At 40.2% G+C, this 19,507-nt stretch carries 21 protein-coding genes; 17 read left to right on the top strand and 4 right to left on the bottom strand.

The annotated features are described in order from the left end of the window. Positions 1–97: 97 nt before the first annotated feature. The 4 genes from V7L95_RS02400 to V7L95_RS02385 all read left to right on the top strand — a co-directional run bounded on the left by V7L95_RS02400 (position 98) and on the right by V7L95_RS02385 (position 7,212). Positions 98–2,086 carry a methyl-accepting chemotaxis protein gene (locus tag V7L95_RS02400; RefSeq protein ID WP_046526559.1) on the top strand — a complete coding sequence of 663 codons (1,989 nt, stop codon included), beginning with the start codon at positions 98–100 and terminating at the stop codon, positions 2,084–2,086. 176 nt (positions 2,087–2,262) lie between these two features. Then, positions 2,263–4,239, top strand: a complete 1,977-nt coding sequence (locus tag V7L95_RS02395) for a methyl-accepting chemotaxis protein (protein ID WP_007500548.1) — start codon at positions 2,263–2,265, stop codon at positions 4,237–4,239. A 369-nt stretch (positions 4,240–4,608) separates the two neighbouring features. After that, positions 4,609–6,597: a methyl-accepting chemotaxis protein gene (locus V7L95_RS02390; protein WP_046526560.1), complete on the top strand. Its 1,989-nt coding sequence runs from the start codon at positions 4,609–4,611 to the stop codon at positions 6,595–6,597. A gap of 90 nt (positions 6,598–6,687) precedes the next feature. Further along, the gene (locus V7L95_RS02385) at positions 6,688–7,212 is read left to right on the top strand and encodes a type 1 glutamine amidotransferase domain-containing protein (RefSeq protein WP_046526561.1); all 525 of its coding nucleotides are present in this window, start codon (positions 6,688–6,690) and stop codon (positions 7,210–7,212) included. Between the two features lie 55 nt (positions 7,213–7,267). Here the strand turns inward: V7L95_RS02385 and V7L95_RS02380 are convergent, their stop codons facing one another. Further along, entirely contained in the window at positions 7,268–8,257 is a 990-nt protein-coding gene (locus V7L95_RS02380) for a Gfo/Idh/MocA family oxidoreductase (protein WP_019743561.1), read from the bottom strand. 200 nt (positions 8,258–8,457) lie between these two features. Here V7L95_RS02380 and V7L95_RS02375 point away from each other — a divergent pair, with 200 nt between their 5' ends. The 4 genes from V7L95_RS02375 (at position 8,458) to V7L95_RS02360 (ending at position 11,661) form a co-directional block, all read left to right on the top strand. Continuing rightward, positions 8,458–8,850, top strand: a complete 393-nt coding sequence (locus tag V7L95_RS02375) for a MauE/DoxX family redox-associated membrane protein (protein WP_017358973.1) — start codon at positions 8,458–8,460, stop codon at positions 8,848–8,850. Positions 8,851–8,915: 65 nt separating this feature from the next. Beyond that, positions 8,916–10,058 (top strand): AI-2E family transporter, encoded by a 1,143-nt coding sequence (locus tag V7L95_RS02370; RefSeq protein ID WP_007500555.1) that lies wholly within the window; start codon positions 8,916–8,918, stop codon positions 10,056–10,058. 124 nt (positions 10,059–10,182) lie between these two features. Beyond that, positions 10,183–11,016 (top strand): undecaprenyl-diphosphate phosphatase, encoded by an 834-nt coding sequence (locus V7L95_RS02365; protein WP_024719699.1) that lies wholly within the window; start codon positions 10,183–10,185, stop codon positions 11,014–11,016. 171 nt (positions 11,017–11,187) lie between these two features. Then, positions 11,188–11,661 (top strand): hypothetical protein, encoded by a 474-nt coding sequence (locus tag V7L95_RS02360; RefSeq protein WP_008344156.1) that lies wholly within the window; start codon positions 11,188–11,190, stop codon positions 11,659–11,661. A gap of 40 nt (positions 11,662–11,701) precedes the next feature. On the opposite strand, the gene bioB is transcribed toward V7L95_RS02360, so the two are convergent. The 3 genes from bioB to V7L95_RS02345 form a co-directional block, all read right to left on the bottom strand. Continuing rightward, positions 11,702–12,697, bottom strand: a complete 996-nt coding sequence (bioB, locus tag V7L95_RS02355) for a biotin synthase BioB (RefSeq protein ID WP_025207878.1) — start codon at positions 12,695–12,697, stop codon at positions 11,702–11,704. Between the two features lie 148 nt (positions 12,698–12,845). Next, complete coding sequence (locus tag V7L95_RS02350; RefSeq protein ID WP_003213146.1) at positions 12,846–13,196, bottom strand: hypothetical protein; 351 nt, start codon at positions 13,194–13,196, stop codon at positions 12,846–12,848. 243 nt (positions 13,197–13,439) lie between these two features. Next, complete coding sequence (locus V7L95_RS02345; protein WP_007500560.1) at positions 13,440–13,817, bottom strand: helix-turn-helix transcriptional regulator; 378 nt, start codon at positions 13,815–13,817, stop codon at positions 13,440–13,442. Between the two features lie 160 nt (positions 13,818–13,977). Between V7L95_RS02345 and V7L95_RS02340 the strand changes: the two genes are divergently transcribed. The 9 genes from V7L95_RS02340 to V7L95_RS02300 all read left to right on the top strand — a co-directional run bounded on the left by V7L95_RS02340 (position 13,978) and on the right by V7L95_RS02300 (position 19,476). After that, entirely contained in the window at positions 13,978–14,217 is a 240-nt protein-coding gene (locus V7L95_RS02340; RefSeq protein WP_035389219.1) for a helix-turn-helix transcriptional regulator, read from the top strand. An 18-nt stretch (positions 14,218–14,235) separates the two neighbouring features. After that, positions 14,236–14,388 carry a hypothetical protein gene (locus V7L95_RS02335; protein WP_008344135.1) on the top strand — a complete coding sequence of 51 codons (153 nt, stop codon included), beginning with the start codon at positions 14,236–14,238 and terminating at the stop codon, positions 14,386–14,388. Then, positions 14,366–14,560 (top strand): hypothetical protein, encoded by a 195-nt coding sequence (locus V7L95_RS02330; protein WP_223255589.1) that lies wholly within the window; start codon positions 14,366–14,368, stop codon positions 14,558–14,560. Before V7L95_RS02335 ends, V7L95_RS02330 begins: the two co-directional genes overlap by 23 nt. A 102-nt stretch (positions 14,561–14,662) precedes the next feature. After that, positions 14,663–15,067: a hypothetical protein gene (locus V7L95_RS02325; RefSeq protein WP_008344131.1), complete on the top strand. Its 405-nt coding sequence runs from the start codon at positions 14,663–14,665 to the stop codon at positions 15,065–15,067. Next, on the top strand, positions 15,064–15,270 hold the full coding sequence (locus V7L95_RS02320) for an XtrA/YqaO family protein (protein WP_008344129.1): 207 nt from the start codon (positions 15,064–15,066) through the stop codon (positions 15,268–15,270). Before V7L95_RS02325 ends, V7L95_RS02320 begins: the two co-directional genes overlap by 4 nt. A gap of 124 nt (positions 15,271–15,394) precedes the next feature. Then, positions 15,395–15,913: a sigma-70 family RNA polymerase sigma factor gene (locus V7L95_RS02315; RefSeq protein ID WP_007500562.1), complete on the top strand. Its 519-nt coding sequence runs from the start codon at positions 15,395–15,397 to the stop codon at positions 15,911–15,913. Positions 15,914–16,064: 151 nt separating this feature from the next. Beyond that, positions 16,065–16,712: a phage terminase small subunit gene (gene terS / locus V7L95_RS02310; protein ID WP_008344125.1), complete on the top strand. Its 648-nt coding sequence runs from the start codon at positions 16,065–16,067 to the stop codon at positions 16,710–16,712. Between the two features lie 8 nt (positions 16,713–16,720). Next, entirely contained in the window at positions 16,721–18,022 is a 1,302-nt protein-coding gene (locus V7L95_RS02305; RefSeq protein WP_160758062.1) for a PBSX family phage terminase large subunit, read from the top strand. Next, the gene (locus V7L95_RS02300) at positions 18,019–19,476 is read left to right on the top strand and encodes a phage portal protein (RefSeq protein WP_035389215.1); all 1,458 of its coding nucleotides are present in this window, start codon (positions 18,019–18,021) and stop codon (positions 19,474–19,476) included. The genes V7L95_RS02305 and V7L95_RS02300 overlap by 4 nt, the downstream gene beginning before the upstream one ends. Positions 19,477–19,507 lie beyond the last annotated feature (31 nt).

The following is a 19,507-nucleotide window of genomic DNA, read 5'->3' as shown; positions in this document are numbered from 1 at the left end:
TGGGTATTTTTTTTATTTTTAAACGTCATTTCCAGCCCTCTAAAAATAAACCTTTCATCCGATAATAACTTTAGAGAAGTAAAGGGGGAAAGAGAAAATGGGAAAAATGATCCAATGGTTCAAAAAACCATCCATTTCTAAAAAATTAGTTATTGCCTTTTTGGTAGTCCTGATACTGCCAACTGTTGCACTGACCATTAGTGCGTTTTTCACATCAAAGACAGAGTTAGACAAACAGATTATGGGCAGTGCGATGAGTCAGGTCAATGCATTTGATACCTTAATCGATGAGAATATTGGGAACAAGGCAGAGGCTGTGACCCTGTTTACAGATGATCTCAAGGCGTCTAATCTTCAAGAAAAAAATAGAAAAGCTACCATTAAAGAATTGCAGCAATATGGAAAAATTAATGAAAAAGATGTCTCAGCCATTTATGCAGGTTCAGAAAAGGGCTTGTTCATGCAATACCCAGTTCAAAAAATGCCTGATGGCTATGACCCGCGAGAGCGTCCGTGGTATCAAGAGGCCATGAGTGCTGATGGTAAACAAGTCATCACGAAGCCATATGTCGCAGCATCTACAGGTAAAATGGTCATCACCATTGCCCAAAAAACGAAAGATGGCTCAGGGGTGATTGGTCTTGATATGGAAATTGACAGCCTCATTCAAAAGCTAAAAGAAATCAAAATAGGTCAAAAAGGATATGCTTTCATCATGGAGAAGGATAAAACCGTGCTAGCAGATCCAACCCAAAAGCCAGGAAGCAAAGTCAATGAGAATTTGGCGAACATTATTTTTAAAAACAAACAAGGAAACGGCAGCTATACACTCAATGGAACAGATAAAAAAGTGGCGTATGTCACCAATGAACTAACCGGCTGGAAAATCGGCGGCACGATGCTCGTATCAGAAGTAGAGGATGCAGCTAAACCCGTTTTCAATACAGCCATTATTGTGTTCAGTGTGACACTGATCGTAGCAGGAACCCTCATCTTCTTTATTGTCCGCTCTATTTCAAGTAGATTATCCAATCTGGCCCGTTTCTCGAAAAAGGTCAGCGATGGTGATTTACGTGATAAACTTCAGATTCAATCAGATGATGAAATAGGACAAGTTGGTAAAGGCTTTAATACGATGATTGACTCATTAAGATCCCTCATTGGTGCCGTCCAAACCTCCGTTGAAAATGTCGCTTCTTCATCAGAAGAACTGACCGCAAGCGCAGGACAAACAAGTAAAGCAACAGAGCATATTACATTAGCCATTGAACAATTTTCTACTGGTAACGAAAGCCAGAATGATAAAGTGGAATCAAGCTCAGAAGAGTTAGAAGAAATGAACAGAGGCCTTCAGCACATGAACGAGTCGGCTGAATCGATTACCGCTTCATCCATCAAATCAACAGAGATTGCAGGAGAAGGCGGACAGCTAGTAGAAAAAACCGCTTCTCAAATGAACGTGATTGATCAATCAGTGAAAAAAGCAGAGAATGTCATCAGTGCGCTGGAAAGCAAATCAAAAGATATCACCCAGATTCTTGGTGTCATTAATGGCATCGCAGATCAAACGAATTTACTTGCGCTGAATGCAGCGATTGAGGCAGCAAGAGCTGGCGAATCTGGTCGAGGCTTCTCCGTTGTAGCAGAAGAAGTAAGAAAACTTGCTGTTCAATCTGCCAACTCAGCGAAAGAAATTGAAAACTTAATCAAAGAAATCGTTCAAGATATTGATGTATCACAAGAAGTATTCACAGCAGTAAATCAAGAAGTTCAATCAGGCTTAAGCTTTACTGAACAAACGAAAGTCAGCTTCCACAATATTTTCGACATGACCAAAGAAATCTCAGATCAGCTCCAAACAATGAATCGAACAGTTGTCCAGCTGTCAAAAGGATCTGCACATGTTTCTGAGGCTGTCCGTGAAATTGCAGACGTATCACGTGAAAGCTCCGCCAATATTCAAGACATTGCCGCTTCAGCTGAAGAACAGCTGGCATCAATGGAAGAGATCAGCTCATCCTCTGCCACCCTTTCTTCAATGGCAGAAGAATTACGTGATTTGATTAGCAAATTTAAAGTTGAATAAACAAAATGAAAAGAACCTCCAGCTAGGGGGTTCTTTTTTGAACTGAACATAACGAAAGAAATAGGTAAATATGCTTATTTTGGTGAGTTTTCGAGCATTACACCTTGAAAAATAATCCGTATTACCTAAAAATAGAGGGGGATGATCCCAAATCATAAACCAAAAGGAGTAGAGTCATGAAAAAAATCAACTTTTTTAAGCACTTTACGATGTCAAAGAAATTAATTACTGCATTCTTAGCGATTCTCCTAGTGCCCATTCTTGTGTTGGCCGCATTTTCCTATGAAGTGGCGTCTAAGTCTCTCAATGATGAGATTATGTCTAGCGCTGCAAATGGTGTGAATCAATTAAATGAATTGATCAATAAAGATGTACAGCCTAAAATTGATATTGTTTCATATTTATCTAAATCGGTGAAAAAAAAGGAACTGGCCTCTAAAAATAAGGATTTACTTAAGGTGAAATTAGAGCAACTATCGGAAACAGACGACGATGTCGTAGAAGTATTTGTTGCAGATCAGAATGGTAAACTAACTGAATATTCCGAGATTCATAAAGGCAGTGCCAAAAGCGCAAAAAATGAACCATGGTTTCAACAATCAATGGGAGATGACAAACTCATCATTTCAGATCCTTTTACAGACAAGTCATCAGATGACCTGCTCATCACAATATCAGAACAGTTAGCAGATGGTTCTGGTGTCATTGGTATAAATGTACGATTGAACACGATTGTGAAAGATACAAACAGCATCAAAATTGGTCAAGAAGGTTATGCGTTTGTCGCTACCTCAGACCAACGTTACATTGCTCATAAAACGGAAAAGGCCGGGACGAAACTGACAGGCGATTTCATCGAAAAGATGTATCACAATAAAAAAGGAAGTTTCGAATATGAATTTAACGGACAGCCGAAGCAAATGTTTTATGACACAAATGAAGCGACAGGCTGGAAGCTTGCGGGAACAATGTATGTCAACGAAGTGAAGGAAGCCGCACAGCCAGTGCTTGACTTAACCATGATCATCCTAGCTGCTGCGATTGTCATCGGTGGAATCGCGATTTATTTTATTATTAAATCGATTCGAAAACCACTCATAGAGCTCTCTGAATCTGCTGAGAAAATCAGTCAGGGGGATCTCACCCAGCATATCGAGGTGCGCACACACGATGAAATCGGCAAGCTTGCACAGAGCTTTAACGATATGTCGGCAAAGCTGAAACAAGTCATTCAAGCCGTCCAGAATTCAATTGAAAATGTGGCTGCCTCATCTGAAGAATTAACAGCTAGTGCAGGACAGACAGCCCAAGCAACTGAGCATATTACCTCATCTATTGAACAGTTTTCAAACAGCAATGAACATCAAAATGAGATGATCGAAAAAAGCTCTGTCCAGTTAAACGACATGGATCGAAGCTTATCACATATGGTCAACACGACTTCTCATATGATGGAATCATCTATCGAGTCTAGCAAAACCGCTCAGGCTGGTGGAGAGCTCGTTCAAAAAACAGCAGGTCAAATGCAAACGATTGAACAAGCAGTGAAAGAAGCGGAGCTTGTGATTGCAGGGCTAGAACAGAAATCTAAGGACATTACAAGCATTCTTGGAGTTATCAACGGCATTGCAGATCAGACGAACCTCCTTGCTTTAAATGCAGCGATAGAAGCCGCACGTGCAGGTGAGGCAGGAAGAGGCTTCTCTGTGGTCGCTGAAGAAGTTCGCAAGCTTGCAGAGCAATCAGGCAGCTCTTCAAAAGAAATTGAAAGTCTGACGAACGAAATCGTAGATGAAATTGAAAAGTCGCAGAAGATGTTTAGACAAGTAGCAGGTGAAGTTCAATCTGGATTAAACATTACAGATGAAACGAAAGTGAGTTTTGAGAAAATCACCCATAAGACATCAGAAATGACAGAACAAATGAAACAAATGAATGGATCAGCCCAAGAACTTTCTCATGGCTCAAACGATATTTCACAAGCAGTCAATCAAATCAAAGAGCTTTCACGTGAAAGTTCCGCAGGTTTCCAAGATATTGCGGCTTCAGCAGAAGAACAGCTGGCATCAATGGAAGAGATCAGCTCATCTTCCGCCACTTTATCCCAAATGGCAGAAGAACTGAGAGAGCTCATCAAACAATTTAAAATATAAGAGTCATAGTGGAACACCTGACGTTTTGGCGTCAGGTGTTTCAGCGTGTAGACAAACCCTCGCATTCGGTGTCAGTCCTGCGTGCTGGTGCTCACGAATTCAAATTCGCTCCGCGCCAGTACTCGTCCTTCCTAGGGCTGGAAAGGTTTTCTATCACGCTGAAAAGAAGAAAAGGGCTAAAATCAAATTCATTTTAGCCCTTTGTCAATAATTTGGAACACCTGACGTTTTGACGTCAGGTGTTTTTCCGTTTTTTGCACATAATTTGGGTATTTTGGACTTATCTAGACTTTAATAAATTAAAAAAGTAAAGAACCTAGTAGTACTTCCGATATATATACTATCTTACTAAAAGGAGTTTTCTTTTTTATGAATTTCATACAGTATTTCAAAAAACCATCTATATCAAAAAAGCTCGTTTTCTCTTTCTTATTTATTCTTTTATGCCCAATTATCGTATTGGCATTCTCTTCATATCATACGGCGAGCACCTCTTTAAATGATCAAATCATGCAAAGTGCAAAGGAAAATGTAGAACAGCTGGACAAAAACATTACGAAGGTTGTGAAAGTAAAAACAGACGCAGCCGATTTCTTTAGCAAATGGATTACGAAGAAAAAGCTGGGGCAAAAAGGAACGACTGATATTCAAGGGCGCTTTGAGCAATTCATGAGCATGAATGATGACACAGAAGGCATCTTTGTTGCTTCAAGTGATGGAAAAGTGTTCTCAAGATATCCAAATCAAAAAATGCCTGCTGATTATGTCGCAACTGAGCGGGATTGGTACAAAGATGGCTGGGCGAAAAACGGTGAGCTGTCTGTTTCCGCTCCATACCCAACCGCATCAACTGGTACACTTGTTGTGACGATTTCTAAAAAACTAGAGGACGGTTCTGGTGTTATTGCCATGAACCTGGACATTGCGAATCTAGTAAAAGAGTCTAATAGTATCAATATTGGTAAAGAAGGTCATGCTTTTATCGGAAGCCCAGATCGAACATACGTGGCACATCCAACGAAAAAAGCAGGAACAAAATTAACAGGTGATTGGGTAGACAAGCTTTATACACAAGACAAAGGTTCAATGAGTTATATGTTTGAAGGGAAAGAAAAGCAAATGGAGTTCACAACAAACAAAGCGACTGGTTGGAAAATTGCCGGTACAATGTTTGTCAGTGAAGTAGAAGAAGCGGCGCAGCCAGTCTTCAACATGGCGGCCATTATATTAGCTGGTGCGCTCATCATTGGCGGTATTCTCATCTTTTTTATCATCCGTTCTATTACAAAACCACTTTCCATGCTTGTCTCCTCTTCTAAGAAGATTAGCGAAGGAGATTTAACAGAGAAAATTGATGTCCGGTCAAAGGATGAGATTGGTCAGCTCGGTACAAGTTTTAATGAAATGAGTGAGTCACTCAGAGATGTGATCCAAGCTGTACAGACATCTGTTGAAAACGTGGCGTCATCGTCGGAAGAACTGACGGCAAGTGCAGGTCAAACGACAAAAGCAACCGAACATATTACATCATCCATTGAAACATTCTCGAACGGAAACGAAAATCAAAGTGAAATGGTGGAACAAAGTGCAGCCCACTTGAAACAAATGAACGAAGGGCTAAATGAAGTTGCACAAACATCTGATGTCATTACAGAATCATCGGTTCAATCAAAAACAGTCGCAGAAACAGGCGGACAGCTTGTTGAACAGACAGTTGGCCAAATGAAAACGATTGATCATTCAGTGAAAGAAGCTGAAAGTGTGATCAACGGATTAGAGCATAAATCAAAAGATATCACCAACATTTTAGGTGTCATTAACGGTATAGCAGATCAAACGAATTTACTGGCTCTGAATGCAGCCATTGAAGCAGCACGTGCGGGCGAGTCAGGCAGAGGCTTCTCGGTTGTAGCAGAAGAAGTCCGTAAGCTGGCGGTTCAATCATCAGATTCTGCAAAAGAGATTGAAAAACTCGTCAAAGAAATTGTCTCTGAAATAGAAACGTCTCAAAATATGTTCAAATCTGTGAATGAAGAAGTAAAAAATGGCCTATCAATTACAGACCAAACAAAAGAAAGCTTCTCACAAATCAATCAGCAAACGGCAGAAATTGCGACAAGAATCAATGAAATGAATACGACAGTTCGTGAGCTTTCAAAAGGATCTGAGCAAATTTCTAAAGCAGTGAATGAAATTGCAGATGTATCGAGAGAGAGTTCAGCAAGTATTCAAGATATCGCAGCATCAGCAGAAGAACAGCTGGCATCAATGGAAGAGATTAGTTCTTCTTCGACGACGCTTTCCCAAATGGCGGAAGAATTGCGTGACTTAATTAAAAAATTCAAGATCAGTGAATAATGGAAAGTGGTTCTCCTCAAGGGGAACCGCTTTTCTTTTTAAGAGATGATCTCGTACAATAGAGGAAATCCGAAGAAAAGGAGAGATGTTATGCGTTTATCAAATAAGAAGGTCATTGCGTTAGTCAGTGATGATTTTGAAGATTTAGAGCTATGGTATCCCGTTTTGCGATTAAGAGAAGAGGGGGCAACTGTCCATCTCGTAGGCGAAAAAGCAAATCATGAATATATCGGGAAGTACGGAGTGCCAGCTGTATCAGATGCAGACTTCTATTCCATTCAAGCAGATGATTATGATGCGGTTCTCGTTCCTGGAGGATGGGCGCCGGATAAACTGCGCCGATATCCAGAAGTATTAGACATCGTTCGTACGTTTGATGCAAAGGGCAAACCGATCGGACAAATCTGTCATGCCGGATGGGTGCTCATTTCAGCTGGTATCCTGAAAGGTAAAAAAGTAACGAGTACACCTGGTATTAAAGATGATATGACGAATGCTGGAGCGGAATGGTTTGATGAAGCCGTTGTGACAGATGGTCATATTGTATCAAGCAGACGCCCGCCGGACCTTCCGCCATATGTGAAAGCATTTGCCGATGTATTAGCGGCAAACTAGTTTAACACGAACAAACAAAGGGCTGTAAAACGCCCTTTGTTCATTCAATGTCTCATTACATTTGTCTGTCGGCTGGATAGATAATGCCCATTTGTCTTCTCGCCTCGTCCATGACGGACATGGTTTGAACGGATAAGGCAAATGTATTGATTGGAGACTGTCCCTTTTTTTGCTTGATGCATTGAATGAAGTGATCGATTTCATAATACATAGCCGGTTGATCATCTTTGATAGAAATATCGGTTTGCTGTCCATTCCGATCATGGATGATGATACGAGAAGGGCGATGGAATTGATCAATCACCATCGTGGCATCCTCCCCTTGAATTTCAGCAGATACATGAGATGTTGAGATTTTTGAATGGAAAAGAAGTGCTTGATGTCCTTCATATTGTAAAAGTAATGAACCGCTCCCATCTACTCCAGAAGAAAGTGTATAGCCTCTCGCGGTGATTTGATGTGGCAGCCCGAATAAATAAATGATGGGAAAGACAAGATACACGCCGATGTCCATTAAGGAGCCATTGGATAATTCCGGCTTAAAAGCATTTGGAATCTCACCGTTTCGGTAGGCATCGTATCTTGAGGAATATTTACAGTAATGAGCGATCACTTGCCGAATGGGGCCTAGTTGATCAAGATGCTGTTTGATTTGAAGAAAATTCGGCAGAAATGTGGTCTTCATCGCTTCCATTAAGCACACCTGATATTTTTTCGCAGCAGCAATCATTTCTTCAGCCTCTTTCCGGTGAGAGGCCAATGGTTTTTCACATAATACATGTTTTTGATGCGCCATCATCAGCATCGCTTGCTCTTTGTGAAGGGCGTTTGGACTTGCGATATACACAGCATCAAACGCATCACTTGCCGCCATTTGTTGTAAATTAGTAAAGACGGTATCAATGCCATACTTGTCTGCAAATGCCTGTCCTTTTTCAGCAGACCGAGAATAGACGGCCGTACATGTAAAATCCGCCACTCCTTCACCAGCCTGTAAGAATCGATCTGTAATCCAATTCGTTCCGATGACAGCAAATCGAATCATCACATTCCCTCCTTCTGCTTTTCTCTGATTATACATGCTTTGAAAGCGTTTGTATGAAAGAATCTTCTTTTTTATTGAAAAGCGGATGAAACCTTTACCTTAGCTGATGCGTCTTACATAAAGAATATAAATGTACGAAAAGTGGATAGTTTCCTCCTTCATTCGGGTAATACTTGAGAAGGAGGGAGGAGGAAACGAACATGAAGCGCATCCTACATATAGGAAGTACATACGCATTCGCGCTTTTATTTATAGCAGCCGGTGTTTTTCATGTGATAGAGCCAAGCGGCTTTGCCCGCATGATGTCTGGATGGCCATTTCCCTATGGCATCATTTATGCCACCGCATGCTTGGAATGGCTGCTGGCCGTATTACTACTTCTTCCAAACGTAAGGATTGTGGCAGCAAAAATGATCGCTGTCTATCTGGTGCTCATTTTCCCTGCGAACCTATTTGCTGCGAGAGAAGGGATTTCATTTCCAGGGCAAGAGAGCACAGAACAAGCCTTGTTATGGATGAGGTTAATCGGACAACCGATTTTGATTGGATGGGCCATGTCCATTGCGAAACGTGAAAAAAAGCTAAAACAATGATCACAAAATGATGATCAAGTAGTGTACAATTTACTAATAAAATAGCCCGTGTTTGGAGGAAAGATATGAATTCTATGCAAATGTGGAGCAGTCGATTTAGAAAATTTTTTCTTGATAACAAGTTTGTTCTCTTTTTACTCATCCTGCTATTAATAGGGTTGAATATCCTTGTTTTCATGAAAGCATCTTTTATTTTCACACCGCTCATTGTACTCATCAAAACCATTGCCTTACCGATTATTTTAACGGGGGTTGTGTATTATTTATTAAATCCAATTGTGAATTTATTAGAGAGATTTAAGGTCAAACGGATCTTTTCGATTTTGCTTTTATATATCGTCATTATTGGGATCATTACAGTGACCATTGTATCTATTATTCCTTTTTTACAAGCACAAACGATGAGTCTGTTTCATAATCTGCCAAAATACGTTGATACGGTAGAAGAACAGATTAGACAATTAACTGGAAGCAACTTTATTAGTCAAGTGCAGAAAACGATGAACTTTAACGTCTCTGAATTGGTGAGTAAAGCGTCAAGTCAAGCGACGAAGATTTTGGAAAGTACTTTTACTGGAGTCGGCACTTTCTTAGGGGCGCTTACTGAAATTATCATCTCGATCGTGACGGTTCCGTTCATTCTGTTTTATCTATTAAAAGACGGCAAAAAACTGCCTGACTATTTCTTGAAATTTATCCCGAATAAGTTTAGAGACCATACTCATATCGTGCTTCACGAAATGAACCATCGTCTAAGTTCTTATATACGCGGGCAGATCATTGTCAGCTTCTGTATCGGTATTCTTCTTTTAATTGGCTATATGATTATTGGACTTGACTATGCGCTGCTGCTGGCGATTATTGCGGCATGTACAAGTGTAGTGCCATACCTTGGTCCAACCATTGCGATTACACCAGCGATTGTGATTGCGCTTGTGACATCACCAGTGATGCTTTTAAAACTCATCATTGTCTGGACAGTGGTTCAACTTATTGAAGGGAAATTCATTTCTCCTCAGGTCATGGGGAAAAACCTTCATATCCATCCGATTACGATTATTTTTGTTCTATTAACAGCAGGTAAATTGTTCAGCGTCGTCGGCATCATTGTTGCGATTCCGACGTATGCCGTTCTGAAAGTGATCACGACCCACCTGTTTGATTGGTTCAAAATGCGATCCAATTTGTATAAAGAAGAAAAGGTTTGATGTCATAATCTTTTTTAGAAAAAAATATAGTATCATAAAGACGAGCTTTCGAAAAAGAAAGCTTGTCTTTATGTGGACATAGATGTTTGCCTTCAAAAGATCAGAATTGAAAGGAAAGAAAATCATGAATCTATGGGATTTATTCGTGGCACTGGTTTTAGGAATTGTCGAGGGATTAACAGAGTATGCACCTGTCTCGTCTACAGGGCATATGATCATTGTTGATGATCTTTGGCTAAAATCAAAAGACATCATTACGCCAGAGGCTGCAAACACATTTAAAGTCGTGATTCAGTTAGGTTCTATTTTAGCTGTCATGATCGTGTTCAAAGATCGTATTTTGAACTTATTAGGCTTAAAGAAAAATATCACAGAAGAACAAAAACGCAGCGGACATAAGCTGACCATTGCTCAAATTGCTGTTGGACTCGTCCCAGCCGTCATTTTAGGATTCTTATTTGAAGATTATATTGATAAATATTTGTTTGATGTGAGAACGGTCGCCGTCGGTTTGATTTTAGGGGCTGTGCTGATGCTTGTCGCTGATTGGATCAATAAACGTAAAACAGAAACAAGCTCTGTGGATAATATGACGTACAGACAAGCGCTGTATATCGGGTTATTTCAATGTTTAGCACTATGGCCAGGCTTCTCGCGTTCAGGTTCTACAATAGCAGGTGGTGTTATTCTTGGTCTGAATCACCGAGCGGCGGCTGACTTTACGTTTATTATGGCCATGCCGATTATGGCGGGAGCAAGCCTCTTAACACTTGTTAAAAATGCCGAATATTTAACAACAGACATGCTTCCATTCTTTATTGTGGGCTTTGTGAGTGCGTTTATTGTGGCTCTCTTTGTTGTTCGATTCTTCCTAAAACTGATTAATAAAATCAAACTTGTGCCTTTTGCGATCTACCGAATCATCCTAGGTCTGATTTTATTTATCCTGTTTATGTAATGATGGAAAACTACTCTTTTAAAAGAGTAGTTTTTTTGTTGTTTTGCCCTTTTAAACAGTAAAAACAGCCTCTTAATTGGTAGAAAAAGAAGTTTTTTCTTAAATTAGTGTTTAAGTGACAAAGAAAAGGGTAGTACATAAACATACCAATTAAAGGAGGAGTTAGAAATAATGAGGAAAACAAGTAAATTTTTTGTTAGCTCTGTGATTGCTACGTCAATGGTTGCTGTCCCTTTATCTCTTACGACTTTTGGTCAAAAGGCTGAAGCTGCTACGACAACAGGTGTCGATGGAAGTGTCTCGATTGATCCAGTAGCCATTGCCGATAAAATTGAACAAGCAGTAAAATCATCTCAAAATCGTGATGGATTTGTAAAAAATGCGGCATACAGTGCATTTTATGAAGCAGGTCAAAATTACAACGTAGTTGTTCAAAACTTAAGCCAAGATCATGATTTTAGCGGACTGAACAATGTTGTCTATTATGATAGTGTTGAATATGACGGCATTACGTTTGGTATTTGGGTATTTGAAGATGGTACGTTTGTCAACAATGGTGACGGCGGCTATATTAACTGGACTTTTGTTGGCAGCTTTGACCGCGAAGAAGGAAGCGGTACTGTCGATTTCCATAAAAGATTCTAATCTCAACGTCAAAAGTCTGCCGATTCATCGGCAGACTTTTTTAAAGCGCACATTCTTCTATTTCAAAGCCTAAATCTTCAATGATGTGATGATCGGTTTGAACTTGCTGTCCTTTTGTCGTTAAATAATCGCCTACAAAAATAGAGTTCGCTGCATATAATGCTAGAGGCTGAAGCGTTCGTAAATTAAACTCTCTTCCCCCAGATACTCGAATTTCCTTAGCCGGGTTGATAAATCGCATCAGTGCCAAAACCTTCAACGCTTTGATCGGATGTGTGCGTTCTTGATGTTCAAGAGGCGTTCCTTCAATTGCATGGAGAAAGTTGACGGGAATCGAATCCGCATCAAGGGCTCTAAGCGCAAAAGCCATTTCGACAATTTGCTGATTGGTTTCGCCCATCCCAATAATAACTCCTGAACATGGTGACATCCCTGACTGTTTGACCTTCTCAAGGGTCGATACGCGGTCATCATACGTATGGGTCGTTGTAATTTGAGCATGATGATCTTGATGTGTATTGAGATTATGATTATACCGATGAACACCCGCTTCCTTCAGCCGCTTCGCTTTTTCTTCATTTAATAACCCAAGGCATGCACACACCTTCAAAGGCATCGTCTCAGTAATTTCCTTTACTGCTGCGGTGACTTCATCTAATTCACGGTGCGAAGGTGCTCTCCCGCTTGCTACAATACAATAAGTCCCTGCTTTTCTTTTTAACGCCTCACGCGCACCGGCCACAATGGTTTTTTGGTCAAGCATTGTATATCTCTCAAGCAGAGCTGTTGAAATCACCGATTGTGAACAATAACCGCAGTTTTCAGGACAATATCCGCTTTTGGCGTTAAAGATCATATTTAACTTCACCTTTTTTTGAAAAAAATGAAATCTCACCTGATAAGCTGCATGCATAATAGGTAACAACTCTGCGTCGTCTGCTTCAAGTATATTTAGACCTTCTTCCATCGTAATCGGTTCATGATTGATGGCTTTCTTCACGATCGTTTCCCAAGACAAAGACGTTATTTTTCCCATCATAAGCCCCTCTCAATATGTAAACTTATTTTTATTAAAAGTTAACATAATAGATAGAGATTGGCAAGCACTGGTAAGCAGCTTAAAAGTAAAAACACAAAAAGGCGATGAACATGTAGTCATCGCCTTTTCATATGAAAAAAATCGCTTAACGAACAGTAATATAGTTAATGACGAGCTCACCTAGTGAATTATAGTAAGAAACTGTAACAGAACCGCGTTGTACAGCACGGATCCAAGTGAAATTTGGAGCAGTTTGGTCTAATTGAATGGCATACGTTGCGCCTGATACAGAAATTTGGCTAGCTGGAAGTGAGACAGCAATTGAAGAACCTACAGTAAGTGTGCGGTTCACTGTAATCACTTTATTCATAATAGGAGCTTTTGCTATAACTGGTTCTTTAGGCTGTGCAGCTGCATGAGCACCTTCAGTTTGGAAGAACGTAAGAGCACCTAAAGCAGCTAAAGACAATGTACAAGCTTTCATTAATTTTTTCATCGGTAACACTCCTTTTTTTGGTATATACATATATTAATAATAATAGAATTATATGTCAATCAAAATAAGTGGAAAAATGAGTATTTTTGGTGAAAATTGTCACATATTATGTAGGGGAAGACGATTTTACCCAAAAAACACATGATTTTTTATTCATATGTCATTCTTTTTTAGGAGGAAAAAGAGACATAAAAAAAGCTGGGTATCTACCCAGCTATGTGATGCTTTATAAAAAGAGATCTTTTATTTGTCGTCTGTCTGTTTTGGCTGACGGCCTTTTTGTTTCTCTTTCTCTCTAATGTAGTTAATAAAGTCGATGGTTTGTCTTCGTGCTTCTTCAGAAAAATCGGAGGCAGCTTTAAACGCAATTTGCAAATCAGGATCATCTGCAAGATCGTCATCAGAGGCGTTTTTGTCTTTACCTGTGAGAAGATAATCTGTTGAGACCCCGTATAACTCGGCGATTTTCACAATCATTTCACCATCTGGCTTTCTCAATCCATATTCCCAGTTAGCATAGGTTGACATCGCCTTTAATCCGAGTTTTTTGGCAACGGTAGACTTACTCCATCCATGTTTCTCTCTTAATTCAGTTAGAATCTTTCCAGTCAAATTATCCATCGGAAACACCTTTTTTTCATATTATGTGTAAATTTTATCATGAATTACACGGAAAAGATAAATAAATACACAAAAAGAATAAAAATTTGATTGACTTACTCGTTTTGTGTATATTATCATAATAAATATAACTTACACATAATGAGTAAGAGGTGGAAACATGAAACTTGAAAATTTACGAGAAGAACGAATATTACAAGGAAAAACACAAACGTATATGGCGAAAAAACTTGGATATAAGTACACGAGTGGCTATGCAAATATAGAAAGGGGCCGAACAAAGCCCAGCTTAGAAATAGCCAAGCATATTGCAGATTTGCTAAATATCGGTGTTCAAGAGCTTTTTTTTGGTCAAAAGTTACACAAAAAGAGTAATAGTCGTAAGGAAGACCGTTCTTAAAAAGGGGAGACAAACAGAATGAATATCGAACATCCGATGGTGACACAAATGAATGATTTCGGCTATCCAAAACGTTACTGGCCATATGAAATGTCCCGAAATGGTTATCGATTAGAGGACGAGAACCGTGAGAAAGGATTTGATGATGATGAGACATCAGATGACATTTGATGCCCGAAAAGAAGCACAGCATTGCCTAGTACAAGCTGGCGGCTGGATCACTTTTCATCAAAAAGAGCCGATGTTTGCTTTCCCCACGGCAGAAGAAAAACGCACATACATGACCCTCATGGCAGAAAAAGACGTTGATGACAATAAGAAGGAAAGGATGAATGCGACATGAATCGATTGAAGCAAATCATGACATTCCTGAAATGTTTGCTCAATGCGGGTCAAAACGAACAAGACATTCGGCAGTGGGCGAAGGATGACGGGAGATCGTAGCATGGTCCTTCATTTTATCATTGAAAAAGAACATTTATGCAAAAAAGAGACATTGATAAACAGAATTCAAGCAGCCGCAAAAGCGCAATGCTCAAGCAGAATAAAAGGCGCATTATCACTCGACATTCGCTTATTTTACAATATGCCCATTGATCTAGCGAACAGCCAAGACACGCGTACATCTGCTGAAAAAGGCTTGATACGCCCAGTACACATCAGCATTCTTCAACCAAGTTTGCAGTATATACAAGAAGCACTTCATGCCATTGCCGATGACGCCTCTTTACAGATTGTAGAATTAAGAGTTTCACAGTTTTATAGCATGCGTCCTCGAATGGAAATCATCTTAAATACGATGGGTGATGATATGAGATCCTCACCACCAAATAAGGAGACAAGCATATGAACGAGCCAAAACAACTCATGATTCAAGAAAACCAGACATTTGTCGGTGAAATGGAAAAAGGAAAGATTCAAGTCATTGTGTTAGATGGAAACGTAGGAACGGCTTATATGATGGATGTACCTGAGCATGGAAAAACGATTATTCAAACAGCAAAAGGACATTTTGCAAGAGTCGATCACGAGATTGGTTTTAAAATCAGCTAGCCTGATGAACAAGAATAACTGAATAAGTCCAAGACGGAAAGCCTGCGGACACTGATCAAGACCCTATAAAAAGGGGCTGATTGGTGTCCGTTTTTTATTTTCTTAAAAAAGGGAGAGAGCACAGATGCAAGATTTACTGATCGAATATAAAAGAAGTTTAAAAGATGCCAGAAAACGATATGAACAATTGAAAGACAAAGAAGAGAAACAGATGTCAGATCAGGACAAACATGATCAAAAAATGATCGCCAGTATGGTCAGCGATCTAGAATACGTGGTGGAATGGCTTCAAATCGGTAGAGAGCCAGGCGCACGCAGAGGATTAGACAGAAGATCTGTGTATCAGCGCACCATTCTTGCCAATCCAGAAGTATTAGAGGCTTTATCACATGAATACACCCTCATTCAAGAGAAAGAAAGAGAGGTAAGTGAGCGAGACAAAAGGCGAATCGATGAAGCTTTGTCTGTTTTAACAGATCGAGAGAAAGACGTATTTTTTATGCACACAACGCAGGGTCTGTCATTTAGCGAGATTGCGATTATGCTAGATGTAAAAAAAGGAACAGTCCAAAAACATATGGAAAGAGCTCGGACCAAAATGTCCAAAAAAGTACAAGAACGCCTATTCAAAGCTGCTGAATAGGTGTTTTTTCTTTCATCACTCAATCTTCAAAAGCTTGTCTTACAGTTGCCACCTATAGTTAGAAAGACCAAACGAATGTTTGCTAGCCCGGCACAAATGATTCCTCTTCAGGGAATCATTCGAACTAAAAGGAGGCGGCAGGTGAATGTAAATGAAAGATAAACGGATAGAGGCTAAGCAGGATTATATGAAAGGGATGACGTACCAGCAGCTAGCGGATCATTACAACGTCTCCATCCATACCGTCAAATCATGGAAAAGACGATACGGCTGGCAAAGACAAAAAACACCGTCAAAGCAGGCGCACTCGATTTTTCATCAATTTCTTTCAGATGAAACGATTGAAATCATGGAAAAAATGGATGGGCGCACATCTCTTGATATCATCTGGGATCAAATTCAAATTCAATACGCAGCCATTATTCGAGCGCAGCGCATCATGCATGTAGCAGATCAAGATGACATGATCAAAGAACTGAAAAAGGCGACGTACTTGCCTTCTTCATTAGAGGAAGAAACAGGTGAAGGCATTCATCCAGAGCCAGAGATCACGGCAGAGGAATTTTCGTTTCAATTTTCATGGGATCGGCATGCTACTTTTTTAAATGCCCAATCTCGTGCAATGGGAGAGCTAAGACGGCTGATTAAACAGTTTGAAGAGCTCGCTCATGCGAAAGATGAACGAAGATTAAGGCTGAAGCAAATTGAGCTAACAATCGAAAAAACAAAAAAAGCAGTTCGTGAGGAAAAAGAAGAAGATCTTCATATCATGATCAAAAGAAAAGAGGACGATTCATGACGCCGTTGATTGAAAAAGAAGTCAATCCTCACTTTGAACACTTTTTGTTCGATTGGAATCAAAAGTTTCAGTTTTTAGTAGGCGGCTATGGCTCATCCAAAAGCTATCACATTGCTTTAAAGCTGATCTTAAAGCTGCTTGAGGAAAAACGGACAGCACTTGTCATTCGAGAAGTGTATGATACGCACCGGGAGTCGACCTATTCTCTTTTACAAGAAATCGTCAGCGATCTTGGCATCGATCATCTAGTAAAGTGCCGCAGTTCACCGCTTGCTCTCACTTTTCGCAATGGGAGCAGCATTTTATTTAAAGGACTGGACAAGCCTGAGAAATTGAAGTCGATCAACAACATCTCAATTATTTGGATTGAGGAGTGTTCCGAGGTTTCTTATGAAGGGTTTAAAGAACTGCTTGGAAGGCTGAGACATCCGGTTTTACCTCTTTATATGATGTTATCGACGAATCCCGTTGGTCAGGATAATTGGACGTACAGACATTTCTTTCGAGATGAGCAGCTGAAACGTTTTGTCCTTGATGACGAAACCTTATACAAACAGCGAACCATCGTGATAAAAGATACGTACTATCACCACTCAACAGCAGAAGACAATCTATTTCTTCCTAAAAGCTATGTCAAGCAGCTGGATGAGCTGAAAGAATACGATCCAGATCTTTATCGAATTGCAAGGAAGGGATACTTCGGTATCAATGGCACAAAAGTGTTTCCGCAATTTGAGGTCAGACAGCATGCTGACGTATTAGAAGCGATCGGGCAGATTGAAAGACCGCTGAAACGGGCGGGGATGGATTTTGGATTTGTCGAATCCTACAATGCGCTCATTCGGTTAGCTGTCGATCATGAAAAAAAGTACTTATATATTTATTGGGAATATTACGACCGCGGGAAAACGGATGATGAAACAGCTGTTGATCTGAAAGAATTTGTTGAATCAAAGGAACTCATTAAGGCAGACGCAGCAGAACCTAAAACGATTCACTATTTTCGGCAGCGCGGATTTCAAATGGTCGCTGCACATAAGTTCCAAGGCTCACGTTTGCAATATACAAAGAAAATCAAACGATTTAAGAAAATCATTTGTTCTGATGCTTGCCCTTATACCATCTATGAACTTCAATCACTAACCTATAAGGCAGATAAGAACGGCCGCTTAGAGGAAGATGAATTTCAAATCGATCCACACACATTATCCGCCATTTGGTATGCGCTAGATGATTATGAGGTGACCGATTTGAAACAGACTGCTTCAGAGCGTGTCCGTCCAAACCGAGAGAGGAGGTCCATACAATGAAACAATTAAAAGCAACGATTATGAAGGCCAACATGTCTGATCATACAAAACAAATGTATGAGGATGAATTTTCATACGAAAAAGATGACATTGTCCCCCCGCCCTACCATATCAATGAATTAAAAAGCATGGCAGAATACTCAACGATTCTTCAGCAATGTATAGATGCGTATCGAACAAACATTTTAGGTTTTGGATTTGGGGTGGAATACGCCTTTGATTTTAATGCGGAAGATGTGAAACCGGTCAAAAAGAAGACAGCCGAGAAGGAATGGACAAGACTCGAAGAGTTTACGAAATACATGAACTATGATGAGTCTGCTGACGTAATTCTTGGTTATGTCCTAGAAGACCGGGAGAAAACAGGAAATGGCTTTTTAGAGGTGCTGCGGGATGGACAAGGAAAGCCGGCAGGAATCGAGTATTTGGATGCACTCCATATCCGCATTTGCAAGCTAAGTGAGCCAGTCGACGTCGAATTCCGCTACACAGAAAACGGCGAATTAAAGACGATGAATCGCAAGAAACGATTCCGAAAATATGTGCAGGTCATCAATGAGAAGAAAGTCTTTTTCAAGGAGTATGGTGATCCGCGCATATTAAATTGTGAAACAGGCAAGTACGATGATGCTACACCAGAACCGCTTCAAGCAACAGAAGTCATTCATTTTAAAATTGGCAGTGGGACGTATGGGATTCCCCGCTGGATTGGCAACATCGTCAATATGTATGGCGCACGAAAAGCAGAAGAGCTGAATTATCTTTATTTTAAGCAAGGACGGCATGTACCTGGTGCCATCATTGTCGAAAACGGCATGCTGTCAGAGACTTCTTATCAGCAGCTACAAGATTATATGGATGATATTGAAGGCTCTGACCATGCGCATAAGTTTTTATTGCTTGAAGTAGAAGGGCTTCCGACAGAAAAAGGATTAACAGGTGAAGAAGATGTATCAAATGTCAAAGTGAACTTTAAATCCTTGGCGGAAATCCTGCAAGAGGATGCGCTCTTTTTAGAATACGATGAAAAGACGAGAAACAAAATCCGCTCCGCTTTTCGTCTGCCGCCTATTTACACAGGAGAGTCACAAGATTATAACAAGGCCACAGCAGATACCGCGCGTAAAACAACGGAGGAGCAAGTATTTCAGCCAGAGCGGCATCTTATTACAGGGAAACTCAATACTCTTTTTCTCCCGGATTTAGATATATGGCATGTCCGCTTTCTATTAAATGGCCCTGACTTTAGAGATCCATTAGAGATAGCGAAGGTTCTGACACCATTTATTCAGGCTGGGGCAGTATCGCCAAATGATTTACGAGATCTTGCGGGGCGTATTCTTGGCAAGACGTTAGAGGAATGGCCGGAAGAATTCTACCACCGACCTTTAGAAAGCCGCATAAAAACAGCTGATGGGCTGTCTCCATCTGAGCCAAACCGGCTAGAGAAATAGAAGGACGTGAGCTTTTTTTGAAAGGGGGTGA

The organism is Bacillus sp. PPSBB_11, from assembly GCF_038023285.1.
GTDB classification, from domain to species: Bacteria; Bacillota; Bacilli; order Bacillales; family Bacillaceae; genus Bacillus; species Bacillus altitudinis.
Note: the sequence above shows the minus strand (reverse complement) of the source record. Positions and strands in the feature narration are given on the sequence as shown.

Bases quoted from the DNA above. Each gene is read 5' to 3' on its own strand.
- V7L95_RS02400 (WP_046526559.1), top strand. From the start codon at position 98: ATGGGAAAAATGATCCAATGGTTCAAAAAACCATCCATTTCTAAAAAA.
- V7L95_RS02395 (WP_007500548.1), top strand. From the start codon at position 2,263: ATGAAAAAAATCAACTTTTTTAAGCACTTTACGATGTCAAAGAAATTA.
- V7L95_RS02390 (WP_046526560.1), top strand. From the start codon at position 4,609: ATGAATTTCATACAGTATTTCAAAAAACCATCTATATCAAAAAAGCTC.
- V7L95_RS02385 (WP_046526561.1), top strand. From the start codon at position 6,688: ATGCGTTTATCAAATAAGAAGGTCATTGCGTTAGTCAGTGATGATTTT.
- V7L95_RS02380 (WP_019743561.1), bottom strand. From the start codon at position 8,257: ATGATTCGATTTGCTGTCATCGGAACGAATTGGATTACAGATCGATTC.
- V7L95_RS02375 (WP_017358973.1), top strand. From the start codon at position 8,458: ATGAAGCGCATCCTACATATAGGAAGTACATACGCATTCGCGCTTTTA.
- V7L95_RS02370 (WP_007500555.1), top strand. From the start codon at position 8,916: ATGAATTCTATGCAAATGTGGAGCAGTCGATTTAGAAAATTTTTTCTT.
- V7L95_RS02365 (WP_024719699.1), top strand. From the start codon at position 10,183: ATGAATCTATGGGATTTATTCGTGGCACTGGTTTTAGGAATTGTCGAG.
- V7L95_RS02360 (WP_008344156.1), top strand. From the start codon at position 11,188: ATGAGGAAAACAAGTAAATTTTTTGTTAGCTCTGTGATTGCTACGTCA.
- bioB (WP_025207878.1), bottom strand. From the start codon at position 12,697: ATGGGAAAAATAACGTCTTTGTCTTGGGAAACGATCGTGAAGAAAGCC.
- V7L95_RS02350 (WP_003213146.1), bottom strand. From the start codon at position 13,196: ATGAAAAAATTAATGAAAGCTTGTACATTGTCTTTAGCTGCTTTAGGT.
- V7L95_RS02345 (WP_007500560.1), bottom strand. From the start codon at position 13,817: ATGGATAATTTGACTGGAAAGATTCTAACTGAATTAAGAGAGAAACAT.
- V7L95_RS02340 (WP_035389219.1), top strand. From the start codon at position 13,978: ATGAAACTTGAAAATTTACGAGAAGAACGAATATTACAAGGAAAAACA.
- V7L95_RS02335 (WP_008344135.1), top strand. From the start codon at position 14,236: ATGAATATCGAACATCCGATGGTGACACAAATGAATGATTTCGGCTAT.
- V7L95_RS02330 (WP_223255589.1), top strand. From the start codon at position 14,366: ATGAGACATCAGATGACATTTGATGCCCGAAAAGAAGCACAGCATTGC.
- V7L95_RS02325 (WP_008344131.1), top strand. From the start codon at position 14,663: ATGGTCCTTCATTTTATCATTGAAAAAGAACATTTATGCAAAAAAGAG.
- V7L95_RS02320 (WP_008344129.1), top strand. From the start codon at position 15,064: ATGAACGAGCCAAAACAACTCATGATTCAAGAAAACCAGACATTTGTC.
- V7L95_RS02315 (WP_007500562.1), top strand. From the start codon at position 15,395: ATGCAAGATTTACTGATCGAATATAAAAGAAGTTTAAAAGATGCCAGA.
- terS (WP_008344125.1), top strand. From the start codon at position 16,065: ATGAAAGATAAACGGATAGAGGCTAAGCAGGATTATATGAAAGGGATG.
- V7L95_RS02300 (WP_035389215.1), top strand. From the start codon at position 18,019: ATGAAACAATTAAAAGCAACGATTATGAAGGCCAACATGTCTGATCAT.